Source organism: Maribacter aestuarii (assembly GCF_027474845.2).
GTDB classification, from domain to species: domain Bacteria; phylum Bacteroidota; class Bacteroidia; order Flavobacteriales; family Flavobacteriaceae; genus Maribacter; species Maribacter aestuarii.
On the sequence record NZ_CP107031.2, the window covers coordinates 3544628 to 3559206 of the forward strand.

Annotated in this window: 17 protein-coding genes and 1 pseudogene; 5 read left to right on the forward strand and 13 right to left on the reverse strand. The window is 38.7% G+C overall.

Going from position 1 to position 14579, the window contains the following annotated elements; translation table 11 throughout:
• Positions 1 to 47: 47 nt before the first annotated feature.
• On the forward strand, positions 48 to 920 hold the full coding sequence (locus tag N8A89_RS16085) for a phytanoyl-CoA dioxygenase family protein (protein WP_281543136.1): 873 nt from the start codon (positions 48 to 50) through the stop codon (positions 918 to 920).
• A gap of 161 nt (positions 921 to 1081) precedes the next feature.
• On the opposite strand, the gene N8A89_RS16090 is transcribed toward N8A89_RS16085, so the two are convergent.
• From N8A89_RS16090 to N8A89_RS16105, 4 genes are all read right to left on the reverse strand, one after another.
• A complete protein-coding gene (locus N8A89_RS16090; protein WP_281543137.1) occupies positions 1082 to 1258 on the reverse strand; it encodes a hypothetical protein in 177 nt (58 codons plus the stop codon).
• A gap of 99 nt (positions 1259 to 1357) precedes the next feature.
• The gene (locus N8A89_RS16095) at positions 1358 to 2047 is read right to left on the reverse strand and encodes an SGNH/GDSL hydrolase family protein (RefSeq protein ID WP_281543138.1); all 690 of its coding nucleotides are present in this window, start codon (positions 2045 to 2047) and stop codon (positions 1358 to 1360) included.
• Between the two features lie 11 nt (positions 2048 to 2058).
• Positions 2059 to 2508: a hypothetical protein gene (locus N8A89_RS16100; protein WP_281543139.1), complete on the reverse strand. Its 450-nt coding sequence runs from the start codon at positions 2506 to 2508 to the stop codon at positions 2059 to 2061.
• 65 nt (positions 2509 to 2573) lie between these two features.
• Positions 2574 to 4058 carry a S10 family peptidase gene (locus tag N8A89_RS16105; protein WP_281543140.1) on the reverse strand — a complete coding sequence of 495 codons (1485 nt, stop codon included), beginning with the start codon at positions 4056 to 4058 and terminating at the stop codon, positions 2574 to 2576.
• A 210-nt stretch (positions 4059 to 4268) separates the two neighbouring features.
• On the opposite strand from N8A89_RS16105, the gene N8A89_RS16110 reads away from it, so the two are divergent.
• Together N8A89_RS16110 and N8A89_RS16115 are read left to right on the forward strand one after the other, a co-directional pair.
• On the forward strand, positions 4269 to 4856 hold the full coding sequence (locus N8A89_RS16110; protein WP_281543141.1) for a fasciclin domain-containing protein: 588 nt from the start codon (positions 4269 to 4271) through the stop codon (positions 4854 to 4856).
• Between the two features lie 92 nt (positions 4857 to 4948).
• Positions 4949 to 6076, forward strand: coding sequence for a Gfo/Idh/MocA family protein (locus N8A89_RS16115; RefSeq protein ID WP_289644611.1), 1128 nt, complete (start codon positions 4949 to 4951; stop codon positions 6074 to 6076).
• A gap of 30 nt (positions 6077 to 6106) precedes the next feature.
• Here N8A89_RS16115 and N8A89_RS16120 read toward each other — a convergent pair whose 3' ends face one another.
• From N8A89_RS16120 to N8A89_RS16130, 3 genes are read right to left on the reverse strand one after another with little or no spacing between them, the layout of a single operon-like run.
• Positions 6107 to 6871 (reverse strand): TIGR02757 family protein, encoded by a 765-nt coding sequence (locus N8A89_RS16120; RefSeq protein ID WP_281543144.1) that lies wholly within the window; start codon positions 6869 to 6871, stop codon positions 6107 to 6109.
• Entirely contained in the window at positions 6868 to 7425 is a 558-nt protein-coding gene (locus N8A89_RS16125; RefSeq protein ID WP_281543145.1) for a CPBP family intramembrane glutamic endopeptidase, read from the reverse strand. The genes N8A89_RS16120 and N8A89_RS16125 overlap by 4 nt, the downstream gene beginning before the upstream one ends.
• An 11-nt stretch (positions 7426 to 7436) precedes the next feature.
• A complete protein-coding gene (locus N8A89_RS16130; protein WP_281543146.1) occupies positions 7437 to 8117 on the reverse strand; it encodes an ABC transporter ATP-binding protein in 681 nt (226 codons plus the stop codon).
• A gap of 341 nt (positions 8118 to 8458) precedes the next feature.
• Between N8A89_RS16130 and folE the strand changes: the two genes are divergently transcribed.
• Both folE and N8A89_RS16140 read left to right on the forward strand, forming a co-directional pair.
• Positions 8459 to 9058 carry a GTP cyclohydrolase I FolE gene (folE, locus tag N8A89_RS16135; protein ID WP_281543147.1) on the forward strand — a complete coding sequence of 200 codons (600 nt, stop codon included), beginning with the start codon at positions 8459 to 8461 and terminating at the stop codon, positions 9056 to 9058.
• Positions 9059 to 9142: 84 nt separating this feature from the next.
• A pseudogene (locus N8A89_RS16140) lies at positions 9143 to 9424 on the forward strand (hypothetical protein); the annotation flags it as partial.
• Between the two features lie 182 nt (positions 9425 to 9606).
• Here N8A89_RS16140 and N8A89_RS16145 read toward each other — a convergent pair.
• From N8A89_RS16145 to N8A89_RS16170, 6 genes are all read right to left on the reverse strand, one after another.
• Positions 9607 to 10185, reverse strand: a complete 579-nt coding sequence (locus N8A89_RS16145) for a type 1 periplasmic binding fold superfamily protein (protein WP_281543149.1) — start codon at positions 10183 to 10185, stop codon at positions 9607 to 9609.
• Positions 10186 to 10201: 16 nt separating this feature from the next.
• On the reverse strand, positions 10202 to 12598 hold the full coding sequence (locus N8A89_RS16150; RefSeq protein WP_289644612.1) for a TonB-dependent receptor: 2397 nt from the start codon (positions 12596 to 12598) through the stop codon (positions 10202 to 10204).
• A gap of 72 nt (positions 12599 to 12670) precedes the next feature.
• Entirely contained in the window at positions 12671 to 12976 is a 306-nt protein-coding gene (locus N8A89_RS16155) for a hypothetical protein (RefSeq protein WP_289644613.1), read from the reverse strand.
• A 45-nt stretch (positions 12977 to 13021) separates the two neighbouring features.
• On the reverse strand, positions 13022 to 13348 hold the full coding sequence (locus N8A89_RS16160; RefSeq protein ID WP_281543152.1) for a DUF6787 family protein: 327 nt from the start codon (positions 13346 to 13348) through the stop codon (positions 13022 to 13024).
• Between the two features lie 28 nt (positions 13349 to 13376).
• The gene (locus N8A89_RS16165; protein ID WP_281543153.1) at positions 13377 to 13847 is read right to left on the reverse strand and encodes a DUF6146 family protein; all 471 of its coding nucleotides are present in this window, start codon (positions 13845 to 13847) and stop codon (positions 13377 to 13379) included.
• Positions 13848 to 13914: 67 nt separating this feature from the next.
• The gene (locus N8A89_RS16170; RefSeq protein WP_281543154.1) at positions 13915 to 14547 is read right to left on the reverse strand and encodes a DUF937 domain-containing protein; all 633 of its coding nucleotides are present in this window, start codon (positions 14545 to 14547) and stop codon (positions 13915 to 13917) included.
• Positions 14548 to 14579 lie beyond the last annotated feature (32 nt).

A 14579-nucleotide genomic window follows, 5' to 3' on the forward strand; every position in this document is an offset into this window, starting at 1 on the left:
GAATCTGCGCTCAAACTAAAACAAAATTGAGTACTTAAATTGAAATTATGTTGGTAAAAGATTTAGCGGAATACCATGGCCCGGTCTCCGACCTTTTTAAGTTACCTAAAACGAAAGATGAGTGGGAACCTTATAGGCTTACGCAGGAGCAGGTGCAACATTTTCATGAGAACGGGTATGTAAGTGGCATAAAAATGTTGGATGAAACTCAAATTGAACAATTAAAACGAGAAATGGAGGAAATTATAGACCCTCATCATCCTGCCCATCATCTATTCTATGAATTTCACAGTAATGAATCTAGTGATTCGGATGCTATTCTGTTCCACTCTTTAGGGCATTGGAGAATAACCGAAGCGTTTCATGATATTCTTTGGAATCCAGCCTTTATTATGGCTGCCCATCAACTTTTGGAAAATAAACCTGTACGTTTTTGGCATGACCAACTATTTTATAAACCTGCAAAACATGGTGGGGTAGTGGCATGGCATCAAGATTATTCATACTGGACTAGAACCGTAGCTATGCAGCATTTGACTTGTTGGACAGGTTTGGATGATGCCAACCAAGAAAATGGTTGCCTGCATTACATACCAAAAAGTCATAAATGGGGCCTTCTTAATGCTCCTGAACTGGCAGGGAATATGAACGGGATTATGGATTATTTGACGGATGAGCAAAAGGAGAAGTTCACGCCCGTCCCCATTGAATTAAAAAAAGGCTATGCTACGTTTCATCATCCCTTATTGGTGCACGGATCGTATGAGAATAAATCCGACAAGCCTAGAAGGGCCTTTGTATTGAACGTGTTCGCGGACGGAACCATAAGCAATACGGACGATGAACTATTAAAAGGAGTTCCGCCTATTCCAAAAGGTAAAAAAATGGAAGGAAAATTTTTCCCCTTGCTTTTTGAATAAATATTAAAGTGATTCTTGGGAAACCTTGGTCACCGCACGATTTTTAAGCAGCTGTATTTTTTTCTCAATCCAATAGGGGTAAGTGTTTGGATTGTCTTCGGTCTTTAGAATTAACAATTCCTAATCCGGTCTTGGTTCTTTTAGTTCATCTTGGTGGCAACCTAATATCCTTGATGTAGTATCGACACTGGAGTGGCTGGCCCCTGCAACACCATGGGAAAAATACTGGCCCCACATAAGTAAAGGCTTTCTATCTCGCTCTGGGTCTTAAAGGCGAAAGGACCAATATGCTTTAAGCTTTTTTCGGTGCCGTAAACATAACCTTTTGACCTGCTCAAGACAGGCAAATTGCAGCTGCTAATCTACCCGCACCGGAAGCTATGATGATAGTATCCCATTGCTTGGTAAAATTTTTCATAAGGGCAGGATTAATAATTTTATTGACTTAGTGCTTTATTGATTGCTTCTTCCACTAAAGGTTCCATGACCTTATAACCTTTCACAGTGGGGTGTACTTCATCTGCTGCATATTTTTTAGGTAGCCCGTTTCTCTCATCTGCCATGGCCGAGAAATAATCCAAATAAATGTGACCTTTGGACTCGGCATAATCCTTTAGCATTTTATTCAGTGAAACGATTTTATCGGCAGGTTCCAAACCTGGTTTCCAAGGATAATCATAAGCCGGCAGGGTAGATGATATAATTACCTTAATTCCGTTTGCATGGGCAATTTCGGCCATGCCTTTAATGTTATCGGCAATCATCTCCAATGTAGACGGACCTGTGTTGCCCGCAATATCGTTAGTGCCCGCAAGAATCACAACTACTTTTGGTTTCAGGTCTACTACGTCTTGGCGAAACCTTATAAGCATCTGTGGTGTGGTTTGTCCGCTAATTCCTCTATTGATATAAGGCTTGTCTTTAAAAAAATCGGGACGCGAATTTAGCCATCCAATAGTAATGGAATTACCCATAAAAACAACCCGGTCTTCATTAGGAGCTGGGTCTTCGATTTGGCTGTTGGCTTCTTGAAACTGTCCTAGATTGGCCCAGTCCTGTGCTTGACCTTTTTGCATCCCAAATAAAGCTGAAACAATTCCCATAAACAATAAGATTCTAGTTCTCATATTTTTTTAAGTTATAATTGCTCCTGTTCGGCTCTCGATAAAGGTAGCTCCCTTTTTATAGCCTCCTTATTCGGTTTTTGCACAAAAAGATAGGCTAATAAACAAATGGCAATGACCAATGGAAGGGCATTCCCCGAGTCGTAATAAACATAAAGGGCAAAGAAGGCAGGCGCTTCAATAAGCGCATACTTCACATGGGAGGCAGATTGAAATTTCTTCAGCTTTTCTACAAGAGCATCACTTTCCTTTACATCTGACAACATCTTTTTAAACAAATATTTACTCCCAAAATAACCTATTAATGCCAAAATTGGAACAAGGTAGAGGAGCGTGTTGGACTGATTGGTATTAGTATTGAAACCTTTGCCTTGTGCTATTGCAATAAGCGTGAAAATTACAAGCCCAATTACTAATGACAAATGCATTATCGATAGGGTCTTCAAAAAAGATTTAATTTCCATCTAGCATATTTAGCATTAAAAGCACTGTTTTTGTCAAACCACAACTAATTAACAGGCATATATAATTAGTATTTAGCACTCTTTCCGTTGGTCGACGTTCTAGCTATAAAATCCCGAATATCATCATTGGCATTTTTGAGATCGTCGCGTCTCAAATACATCATATGGCCAGAACGGTATCCCTTAAAGCTGAACCTATCCTTCATTCTTCCACTGGGGTCTATCTGCCACATGGTGTACTTGGCATTAAAATAGGTAGTGGCACCATCATAATACCCAGATTGCACCATAACGTTCAAGTAAGGGTTTTGAGCCATGGCCTGCCTTAAATCATCCCTTGTGTTATCATCATCATTATTCCAAGGGCGAACAGGCCCGAACATGTTATATTTGATGTCTGTTTTAAAGTTTAATTCTTCCTGAAGGTAATAATTGATTGCAGGTGTAAAACTGTGGAGCCATGAAGTTATCTCCGAATTGTAATCTGGTCGCTCTCCAAAAAGTTGTTTATCAATACCCAGATATCTGGAATCCAATCTACCTATGGTGTACCCACCTTTTTCCTTTAAAAGGTTTTTCCAGAAAAAGGAAGTAGGAACAGAAAGATTCTGGTCTAGAATGTCTTTTTCCTTAAGACCCGAATAGTAGGCCATCTTTTTAGCTGCAGCCTGTCTCTCAGCGTCTGAAATAAAACCACCTTTAGCTATGGCAGGAATAAGCGTATTTATCGTGTACTCTTCGGATTCAGGAAGCACTTCCAGTAAGTCCTTATTCTGAAGCTCGGCCGGTAGCGCTTTATGGTGCCAAGCAGCGGCGGTATAATAGGGTAGGCGAAGCGCTTCGGAAACGGGTCCTCCAACCCTAATAACCTTATAGTCGGCCGGGGAAACCATGATTACACCATTCAGATACATCCATTGTTGATTCTGTAAAGCTAATGATAGACCCATTACCCTTGTACCTCCATAGCTCTCTCCGATGATATACTTTGGCGAGCGCCATCTATTATTCCGTGTGACAAAAGTGTTCAGCCATTCGGCCAAATACTTAATATCCGCATTGATACCGAAGAACTTTTCACGGTCAACCTCCTTTCCAGACTCTGGAATTGTTCTGGAATATCCGGTGTTAGCCGGATTCACATATACAATGTCCGTGACATCCAAAACTGAAAAGGGATTCTCTTTTACTCCATAGGGTTGAATAGGATAGCCTTCATCATCTATTTTTAAGACCCTGGGACCGGTATAAGCCAAATGCATCCATACGGACCCGGAACCTGGACCGCCGTTAAATGATATCAATAGTGGGCGAGACGCCCTGTCTTTTACGTTGTTTCTGGTATAGTAGGTATAATGAAGAGAAGCAATGGGTTGTCCCATGTCATCCCAAACAGGTTGCGTTCCCGTTTGTGCTGTGTAATTCATGGCATTACCATTTATGGTAACACTATGTTGAGTGGTAATTACGGTATCAATTGGGAGCTTACGTTCCTGAGCCAATAAATTTAAGGGAAGCCATAAAAAAAGACAAATTGCGTATCTGTTCATTACTATACTATTTGTTCGGTTTAGACGAAAATAATTATTTTATCAATCAAACTAATATTTAGAAGAAGTCTTTTGTTCTATTTGTTCGACTCTTAAGGAATAAAACATCACTATTTATATATTGTTTAATATTTTATATAATATTTTAAACAAAAATTAAGAAGATTTCATAAAAATTAAATTAATTTGGCATAAACAAAAGAAGTAAACATGAAAAACTTAAAAACACTATCAGTATTATTTATTGCCACAATGGTTATGAGTTGTGGAGAAACTAAAAAAGAAAGTAAAGAAGCAATGGAATCTGCAGAGGAGCAAATGGAAGAAGTTGTGGATGAAGTAATGGAAATGCCAACAATTGTTAGCGTAGCTTCTGGAGACGAAAGATTTACAACATTGGTTACCGCTGTTGATGCTGCCGGATTAGTAGAGACCTTGAACGGAGAAGGACCATTTACGGTATTTGCCCCGACTAATGACGCCTTTGGTAAATTACCAGAAGGGACAGTTAATACCTTGTTGGAACCAGAAAACAAGGAGAAGCTTGGAGGAATATTAACATATCATGTGGTATCCGGTTCTTATAATGCAGCTTCCGTAATTGAAGCTATACAAGGGAATGATGGAACATTTGAAGTAGAAACAGTAAATGGTGGAAAACTTACGCTTTCATTGCGCGACGGCAGTGTTTTATTAACCGACGCAAATGGAGGAACTGCGACTGTAATATTGGCCGATGTTATGGCGGCCAATGGTATTATTCATGCGATTGATTCCGTTGTGATGCCGAAGTCATAAAAGAATAAATTTATTATTTAAAACCACTATTAATATTTAATAGTGGTTTTTTTATTTAAATTAAACAGAAATTATCGGGAATCATTAGAAATATGAAAAGAAGGGATTTTAATCAGCTGTTATCCAAAGGACTAATTGGTTCAGGTTTAATCGGGCCTATTGCCTTTGCAAAAACGGGAAGCGCAACTGGTCTAGAAAAAAAACTAGGAATTGCATTAGTGGGTTTGGGTAGTTACAGCACATATCAGTTAGCCCCTGCGCTTATGGACACGGAACATTGTTATTTGGCCGGTATTGTAACCGGAACTAAGGAAAAAGAAAAGATTTGGAAAGAAAAGTATAGCATACCGGAGCGTAATATCTACAACTACGAAAATTTTGATACCATAGCCGATAATGATGATATTGATATTGTTTATGTTGTTCTACCTAACAGTATGCATTCAGATTTTAGTATAAGAGCTGCAAAGGCAGGGAAGCACGTTATATGTGAGAAGCCCATGGCGGTAAGCGTTGCGGAATGTGACGCAATTATTGATGCATGCGAGAAAGCAAAGGTAAAATTAAGTGTAGGCTATCGTATGCAGTCCGACCCTTACACTAATGAAGTCAAAAAGCACATAAGGGAAAAAACTTTTGGAGAACCGTTGTTTGTTTCTTCGGATGCCGGATATATATCTAGGGGTAATCCAAATCAATGGCGATTAAATCAAGACTTATCTGGGGGAGGAGCCTTGGTCAACATGGGAGTTTATTCCATACAAACTTCTATTTATGGTACCGGCTCGAATCCTATTTCGGTTAGTGCGCAAGAGTTTAGCACAAGGCCTGAATATTTTAAGGATACCGATGAAACCATTACCGCTCAATTTGAATTTCCTAATGGTGCTGCTGGGCACATGTTCACATCCCACAACGCTAACGGCAACAGGCTTAAAGTTCATTGTAGCGATGGTTGGTTTGAACTTGATCCCGCCCATAGTTATGGGCCGATTAGTGGAAGAACATCCAAAGGTAATGTCATAAGTTTTCCACACCGAAGTCAGCAGGCATTGCAAATGGATGACTTTGCTAAACATATCTTAACCGGATCAACTAACGTAGCCCCTGGAGCAATGGGGAAAAGGGATATGATTATTGTAGAGGCTATCTATAAGTCGATAAAAAAAGACGGTGCAAAGCAGATTTTGGATTTGGGCACCATGGGAATAGTTACCTAAATTTCCATTTTTATGTAATAGAAGTCTTTTCTAAAACTTTTCAAAGACCCCTAAACCGAACAACGCGAAATCATATTTTACAGGGTCTTTAGCGTCTAGTTTGCGTAAATTTTTATCCAGTTCTGCTAATGCCTTTGAGTCATTTTGACTCCGTTTGAGCAATTTCAATTTTCGGGCCACATTACCGGAATGCACATCCAAGGGGCAGGAAAGTTTAGAAGCACTTATACCTTTCCATAGACCAAAATCTACATTGTTGTTATTCTCACGTACCATCCATCTCAAAAACATATTGATACGCTTGGCGGCAGAACCCTTGAGGGGGTCTGAAATATGTTTAGTGGTTCTTTTTTGATGGTCCAACTCAAAAAATATGTGTTTAAACTCAGATATGGCCGGCTGAAGGGTTTGCGCTTCCTGATGTTTTGTAAAGATGGACTCTAACCCATTGTGGTTCTGATAGATGTTTTGAAGGCTGCGAATAAAATAGGACAAATCTTCATGATTAAAGGTCCTATGAACAAAGCCATGTAAATTTTCTAAATCGCTTTCTGTATGATTAATTACGAAATCGTACGGAGCATTATCGAATAAGTTCATTAACTTTTTTGCATTGTTAATGATGCTTTTTCTGTTACCCCAAGCTATGGTCGCCGTGAGAAAAGCACTGATTTCTATATCTTCTTTTTTAGAGAAAAGATGGGGAATTTGTAAGGGGTCAGATTCTATAAACCTCGGATTGTTATAAGTAATAACCTTTGCCTCTAAAAAATCCTTTAATTCTGTTCGTGTCATTCCAATGGAATTTTCAACATTTTTACTAGAATCAACGGTCCTAAAAGAATAAGGTTATAACTGGCATGAAAAGCGATGGCCCAAAGTAGTCCAAATTTCACTCTAACATAACCCAATAAACTGCCTACTATTATTTGGGGAGCGACCAATATTGGGGACAATACAATGATGGTAAACGTTATTTCGAAATTGGTAATGTGGTAGAAACCAAAAACTAACGTCAAAATGTAAAAGATGAGAGGAAAATAAGGTTTATTCTTGAACCATACCATAGGCCCTCTGAATATTAGTTCTTCAACAACCGGAGCTATGATTACGGCGGCAAAAAATATGAAAATAAGGGAATACCTTTTAAAGAAATCATCAATAGCATGCTTTCCCAAATCCATTCCAAATACGGACTCTAAGGTTCCTATCAACAGCCCCAGTACAACGTTGATAACAACGGAGTACACTACCAGTTTAAATACTAAGGAGGAGCGATACTTGAAATCCTTATTTTGGTCTTTTAAGTAGATAGGGCTTATTATGAACGCCAAAATTTTATTCAACATGGACACTAGAGTTAGGAGGCAAGTACTTCTTGGTCTGTAATTTTTCCGTCCACCATGGTCAGCATTCTATCGGCCATTTCCGCTAATTCTTCGTTATGGGTGACAATGACAAAAGTCTGTCCGAAAGATTTACGCAATTCAAAAAATAAATTGTGCAGCCTATCCGCGCTTTCCGAATCTAGATTACCGCTGGGCTCATCGGCAAATATGATAGATGGATTGTTAATTAGTGCACGGGCTACGGCAACACGTTGTTGCTCTCCACCAGATAGCTCTGCTGGTTTATGATGATACCTTTCCGTTAATCCAAGAAAATCTAATAATTCCATCGCCCTTTTCTCAGCATCTTTTTTTGGAGTCTTTTTTATGAACGCCGGCAGGCATACATTTTCCAAAGCCGTAAACTCTGGTAATAGTTGATGAAACTGAAAAATAAAACCGATATGTTCATTTCTGAATCTTGCCAATTCCTTATCGGAAAGCTGGGTTATTTCAGTATCGTTAATAATAAGACTGCTATCCTCCTTGTTGGATTGCACGTCCAAAGTTCCCAAAATTTGTAATAATGTAGTTTTACCAGCTCCTGAAGCCCCAACTATAGAAACTATTTCTCCATTTTTGATATGTAGGTCAACTCCCTTTAATACTTCTAGGTTTCCGTAGTATTTATGAATATTTGAGGCTTTTATCATACCACTATTTTTGTAAAGTAAACGCTCTTATGCCAAGTTTGAGAGACACTTAATAAATTTTAGGATTAGCTGTTTATGTTGAAGTCGAAAATCACAAATTTCGATTACGTAGTGAAATTAGGAAACGGTGGGGACATGGCAAAATATACCCAGTTCGTATTAAATTTTCGAAATGTAAAATCAATTAATTACCTAACGAATAGACCAACAATTGCAATCATGATGTTCGGTTGGGCAATCCGTTGTATATTTAACTTTCATTTTTGATAAACCATGTTGTGATTAGATAATTAATAATTAGATTTGTTTAATTATTTATTTAATATGTTAAACATAACTTTATGTCCCCATATAGAAATTTAGAGGAGTACAATTTAGAGATTACGGATGAGGTCAGAAACAGATATTCGTCAATTATTGATGAGATTGGAGAAGACATAGCCCGAGAAGGCTTGGTCAAAACCCCGGAAAGAGCGGCGAAGGCCATGTTATTCCTAACCCAAGGCTACAAGCAAGATGCCGTTGAAATCCTTCAAGGTGCCATGTTCAAGGAGGATTATGACGATATGGTTATTATAAAGGATATTGAACTCTATTCTTTGTGTGAGCACCACATGCTTCCATTTTTTGGAAAAGCACACATCGCCTACATACCAAACGGACATATTGTTGGGCTCAGTAAAATACCCAGGGTAGTAGACGTTTTTGCGCGAAGATTGCAAGTACAGGAACGTTTAACCCATGATATATTAGAATGTATCAACACTACGTTGAAGCCTAAAGGTGTAGCCGTTGTAATTGAGGCTTCACACATGTGTATGATGATGCGTGGTGTTCAGAAGCAAAATTCGGTCACTACGACATCCGGATTTAGGGGTCAGTTCGAGAAGATTGAAACTCGTAACGAGTTCTTAAAATTGATCAGTTCAAATCTCTCTTAAATTCACTTTCGTCACGCTCGTCTTTAAAGTCTATAGTTTTGACACTCTTCTTGTAATTCTAGGAAGTATTATTACTTTTATAGCATGTCAAAACCAATGGATAAAAAATACAAGCACCTCTTTTTAGGACTTCTTTTCGATGGGATTGGTATGTTATCATTTGCCATTCCCTTTATTGGCGATTTTTCTGATATTATTTGGGCACCGTTATCAGGGTGGTTAATGACCAGATTGTACAAGGGTAAAATTGGGCAGGCAGCGGGAGTCGTTACGTTTATAGAAGAAATTATACCTGGATTGGATATCATCCCAACCTTTACCATCATGTGGTTCTATACCTACGTCTTTAAAAAGGAAAAAAACAAAGGACCATTGAGGTTTAGGGCCTTGCCCTCCAGAAGTACTGAAAACTTACAAATCTGTGAAATATTAAAGCCATTGTATAAATTTTGAGTTTTATCAAAACGCACAACGGCTTTATTACTGGTCTTTATAGTAAGAGATAGTTCATAACCTTAGGGCAAAGATTAGACTCTCAAATAATCTAATTATTCTACGGTTAAATTAAATGTTTGTGCAATGTCAGTTTCACCACCTGCGTCTGCCAATGAACCGTCATTTGGTTTTTTAGGTTCATGGCGTAGTGTAATCTGTAGGGAACCGCTACCTGCATCTCCAGTATCCAAGGTAAATTCTATACCTACCGGGTTTCCATTTCCATCCTGATCAGCATAGGTGAATCCCGTCAAAGCGCCGCTTGTATTAAAAAAGAATTGGTGCTCTTCGTCCTCCTCTTCAACTTCTTCAGTAATATCTTCAGCGGGGGTTTCTGTCTCATTTAACAACTCAATACTTCCGGCATAAGTGGTGTTAGCCGTCAGATTTCCTGATATGGTTACTTGTGGGGCATTGGGCCCATCACCGTCCAAGTCTTGAGATTGAAGAGTAACGGTACCAGCTCCCGTGGCAACCAAGTTCACGTTCATTGTTGTGATAACTTCTTCTTCATCCACTGGGTCTGGATTGTCATCGTCACTGGAGCAGGAAGTGAGCATAAGCCCCATAATTGACAAAAGGAACAGGGATTTTAAGTGTAATGAATTTGATAAATTGAACATTGTTTTCATTTGTTTTTAATTTAAATTAATAGTTATAAATAAGGCGTAGACTAATATTTCTACCTACATCGTCCACAAAATAGCGGAGCCTGTTTAAATAGTCCCTGTAGGCAGTATTCAAAAGATTTGTTGCCCTTAAGCCAACGATAAGGTCGTTTTTTCTCTTCAACGAGAAACTGGTTTCAGCATCCAAAGCAAGAAGATGATAGGCTGGGGGAGGCGTGTTTATTTCCAGTAATACTTCCTCCTGTTGCTGTGGTGAAAAAACAGATATGTTGGGAGGAAACCTTTTTTGTTCAAAGACGTAGTTACTTTCCAAACTTACTATCAAATTCCGCCATCCAGGATTTGAGTAAGAGATGCTGTTGTTTAAATTGGCCGCTGGGATGTTGATTAGACCTAAATCTGTCTCCGTATCGGTTCCCCGGACCCAAGAAAATTTATGGTCCGTCCTAATTTTGGAAGTCCAATTATTGTACACCATTGCATCTACTCCGATAAGTTGAGCATTTGTTTGTCTGTATGACCAAACAGGAAAAGCTCCTCTAATGGTGAACTCTACTTCTGTAGGTTCCAGGATGATAAAATCCTTTATACTATTTAGAAAAGGAGAAATGGTGTATCCCCAATTCCTCGCACTGCGTTCTACAGACGCCGATAGTTTAGAGGAAGATTCACTTTTAATGCGCAAATCGCCAAGCTCTATCCTAGCCGCAGAATGATGCAGCCCATCACTAAATAATTCTGAAGGATTTGGAGCACGTTGCGAAAAGGCATAATTAAATCTAAAAGTGGTATCATCTCCAAAATCATAGTTAGACCCGACGGTCGCAGAAATATTGTGATAGTCAAATATTGGGTTTGTAAGTAATTGTGTTCCAAAATCTTCTATTACAAGATTGCCAAATTCCTCATCATACCCACGTTCCTCCCATCTTGATGTTCTATAAAACTTTTTAGCATCTACTCTATTAAAATCGTATCGTAAACCGCCGTCCAGAAGCCACTTATTATTTAGGCGGTATTCCGCTATGGCAAAGAATCCGAAATCATATTTATCATAATCAGGTATCAACCTTCGTACGCCCGTGTCAGGATTTGCAAAATTAGATTGATACCTACCTAGAATACCAATTTTCATATCTAATCCCTTTAGGGCATCCAATTGCAGATTAGAAGAAAAGGAATGGGTGGTAAGTTGTAAATCTAAAGATGCCTTGTCTGCATCTGCACCAACCCTAACATCGTACTCAAACCTTCTGTTTTTTTGAAAATCGTATTGAAGGTTCAATTTTCCCAATCCCTCAAACCTTCTGTAATAGTTTAATTTTCCTAAATGATGTGAGACTTCTTGATTGGGTCTTCTTATGTCATAACTGAAATCGTTTACAATCAATGGTTCTTGACTGTTTATCGCTTGAATCAAATCATCTATATTACCAATGTGGGAGGCTCTTAAAATGCCTATATCTGAATCAAAAAAGGAATAATACCCCTCCCAACCTTGTAAAAAGTCTCTTTTGCCAATGTTTATGGATATACCTTTTTCCTGAATACCGGTATTTGACAATAAATAATCCGGACTTTCCAAATCTCCTAACCTCTTATACGAAGCCTGTCCTTTTATATATAGGCCAGAATCATAGGAACGAACTAGGGTAGAGGTGATGTTTCCACCACGTCCGTTGGAAAACAAATTGATTTGAGTATTACCAAAAAGGGAATCTGCACGAATTATTGGTAATGGGTCAAGTACTATGACTCCACCGATAGCATCTCCACCGTATTCTAAGGCTGAAGCTCCTTTAATTACACTGACGTCTTGGTTAGAATTTATATCTACGTTAGGTGCATGTTCTTCGCCCCATTCCATATCCTGCATGCGGACATTATTGTTTAAAATAAGAATCCTACTGCCATTAAGGCCCTGTATGACAGGTTTTACAATATTCGCTCCGGTATTTAGTGAAGACACCCCTGAAATTTTTTTCAAGGCATCGCCTAAACTGTTTCCGCTATACTTCTGTAATTCTTTTAGCGATAAATTCTCTTCCTGTGCGGATGTGGTCTTTTTTGGAACTTCACCAACGATTTTAACTTCGTCCAACTCGAGCAAGTGATGTTCCAATCTTATTTTTTCATAAGTATCACCGGAAATTGTTACCGTTATAAATTCAGATTTACAATCGGGATGAGAAACCTCTAATTCAATAACACCATCACACAAATCCCTAAAACTGAATTTGCCATTATCATTGGATACCGTTTGCATACTCTTACCGGTTATACTCAACAGCGCTCCTTCTAAAGGTGTATTGTCATGAAAGTCCACAACTTCCCCAACAAGAATCGACTCGCATTCTTGGGAATGACCAATAAAAAAAGTAATTATAAAAATTAAGGGTAATAAATAGAACCTCATTATACGTTATATACATTGTTCTTTTCCAAATATTTGGGAAAGTACATTATTAAATTTTGCACTAGACTTAGATTATACTATGTCTGGAGGAGGTCTGCCAAAAATTTTGAAGTGTAAATACGTTGGGGAGGATTCTGAACGATAAGCCTTTGACAAGGGCTTCGAAACAGTTATTACATTTGGTGTAGTTGGTGCTGTATGGAAGGTAGCAACGAACTCAGCATCCTGATTTTCAACCGCCATATCACATATAGCGCAATTTTTAATGGTGTCCGATGTATTGTCTTGATGCGTAAAAACATGAAATGAAGAAACCTTTAACCCCACTATAAAGAGAAGTACTAAAACAGAAAGATATTTAAAATTTTCCCTTTTCACGTTACGAAAATAATCAAAGCTTTAGAAATCCATGTTAAAGAAACCTTAACTCTTTGTATTAAACAAGAACCCTAGACCCATTCTGCTCAGCATCTTTTTTTCAAACCCCCAGAAAAATTTAAATTGACCGAATAGCCATCCGTATAGGACCAGCAGAATTTGATAGAAAGGAAAAATAAGCAGTATTCTTAGCAACCAGTAAACGGTGCCGCCCCACCAAGCCTCCGGAAAATTGTCCCTGGCCAATCCGATAAGCGCTAAAAAGGGTTTGGCTACATAAACGGAAGAAGACCCGGTTATAGCAAATACTACAAAAATGATTATCAATTGGAAATTACTTGTAATTCCCCAGCGTTCCTTAAGTTTCTCCATAGACCTTTCTCACGTACAAAGATAATTCCTAAATACGAGGTACAAAAGGTCCTAGGCGCTGATTGTATCTTCTTTGGAAGAAAATAAAGTAATTGTAAAGCTTATAATTAACGTCATAACCATAATCAATATCCGGTTGGTAATCTATTTGCATTTGATACAAATTTGGGTCATAAACGGTTGGAAGCATGGCACGTTGATTCCAGTTGAGTACCAGAAGCTTGTTTCGGTTCTCCAAAAAGGTTTGGGAGTAGTAGCCCTCAGGCCTGGCAATTGACTTTAACCAGGTGTAAAATCCTGGTTCTATGATAATTATTCGATACTCAACTTCATCGTTGACGATTTCTACACTATCGTCTTCTACCGCAGCAAAAGCCTGTTTTTCCTCATCAGTGATTGATAGTGCCTCTTTTGAACTACCGCAATTGGCCATTACTAGAATCCCGATTACGATTCCTGAAAAGGACATTAATTTTTTAATTATTCTATTCTTTTTCATAAGGTTAAGATACAAAAAACCCATCCAGCTAGTGTTGAATGGGTTTGTTAAATTATGTTAAGTAAAATTACTTACCGAAAAGTCCGCCTAGCAGTCCGCCTAAACCTCCCTTTTTCTTGTTGCTTCCCATAACCATTCCGGCTACATCGTCCAAAATACTCCCATCACCATCTGCATCTAACAAAGTGGTTATTAAGCTCTGATTTTCTTGAGGTTGCCCTCCCAACATACTGCCAAGTAAAGCGTTCATGTCATTAGAATCGTTTATTCTAGCTTGTGAGGTCTGTTTTCCAATAAACCCCATGACGATAGGAGCCGCAATCTTTAGTATTTGAGCTATAGAGCCAGTATCCAAACCAGATTTTTGACTCAACGCATTTTCTACCTGTGGTTGTTTATTACCAAATACGTGCCCCAAAATTCCAGCACCATCTTGCATAACGGATTCGTCTACACCTCCGCCAAAAAGACCACCGAGGTCGTTTAAGATACTTCCATCATGTTTGTTAGAAAGTGCACTCATGAGTCCTTGAGCTCCCTGGGGCGACGAAACGTTTTTCTTCATGGCGCCAAGAAGTAGTGGCATTGCCATGCTCAATACGTCTGCAGTCTTGTTTTCCGGTTGTCCTGTTTGTCCTGCAACTCCGCTAATTAGTTGTTTGCCCATTGGGCTATTCAATAAATCTAATAATCCTGACATTTCCTTTGTTGATTTAGTGTTCAATCCGTAAT

What these genes read in the sequence shown, in the direction of transcription:
- N8A89_RS16085 (WP_281543136.1), top strand. Translation starts at nt 48, where the DNA reads ATGTTGGTAAAAGATTTAGCGGAATACCATGGCCCGGTCTCCGACCTT.
- N8A89_RS16095 (WP_281543138.1), bottom strand. Translation starts at nt 2,047, where the DNA reads ATGAGAACTAGAATCTTATTGTTTATGGGAATTGTTTCAGCTTTATTT.
- N8A89_RS16100 (WP_281543139.1), bottom strand. Translation starts at nt 2,508, where the DNA reads ATGGAAATTAAATCTTTTTTGAAGACCCTATCGATAATGCATTTGTCA.
- N8A89_RS16105 (WP_281543140.1), bottom strand. Translation starts at nt 4,058, where the DNA reads ATGAACAGATACGCAATTTGTCTTTTTTTATGGCTTCCCTTAAATTTA.
- N8A89_RS16110 (WP_281543141.1), top strand. Translation starts at nt 4,269, where the DNA reads ATGAAAAACTTAAAAACACTATCAGTATTATTTATTGCCACAATGGTT.
- N8A89_RS16115 (WP_289644611.1), top strand. Translation starts at nt 4,949, where the DNA reads ATGAAAAGAAGGGATTTTAATCAGCTGTTATCCAAAGGACTAATTGGT.
- N8A89_RS16120 (WP_281543144.1), bottom strand. Translation starts at nt 6,871, where the DNA reads ATGACACGAACAGAATTAAAGGATTTTTTAGAGGCAAAGGTTATTACT.
- N8A89_RS16125 (WP_281543145.1), bottom strand. Translation starts at nt 7,425, where the DNA reads ATGTTGAATAAAATTTTGGCGTTCATAATAAGCCCTATCTACTTAAAA.
- N8A89_RS16130 (WP_281543146.1), bottom strand. Translation starts at nt 8,117, where the DNA reads ATGATAAAAGCCTCAAATATTCATAAATACTACGGAAACCTAGAAGTA.
- folE (WP_281543147.1), top strand. Translation starts at nt 8,459, where the DNA reads ATGTCCCCATATAGAAATTTAGAGGAGTACAATTTAGAGATTACGGAT.
- N8A89_RS16145 (WP_281543149.1), bottom strand. Translation starts at nt 10,185, where the DNA reads ATGAAAACAATGTTCAATTTATCAAATTCATTACACTTAAAATCCCTG.
- N8A89_RS16150 (WP_289644612.1), bottom strand. Translation starts at nt 12,598, where the DNA reads ATGAGGTTCTATTTATTACCCTTAATTTTTATAATTACTTTTTTTATT.
- N8A89_RS16160 (WP_281543152.1), bottom strand. Translation starts at nt 13,348, where the DNA reads ATGGAGAAACTTAAGGAACGCTGGGGAATTACAAGTAATTTCCAATTG.
- N8A89_RS16165 (WP_281543153.1), bottom strand. Translation starts at nt 13,847, where the DNA reads ATGAAAAAGAATAGAATAATTAAAAAATTAATGTCCTTTTCAGGAATC.
- N8A89_RS16170 (WP_281543154.1), bottom strand. Translation starts at nt 14,547, where the DNA reads ATGTCAGGATTATTAGATTTATTGAATAGCCCAATGGGCAAACAACTA.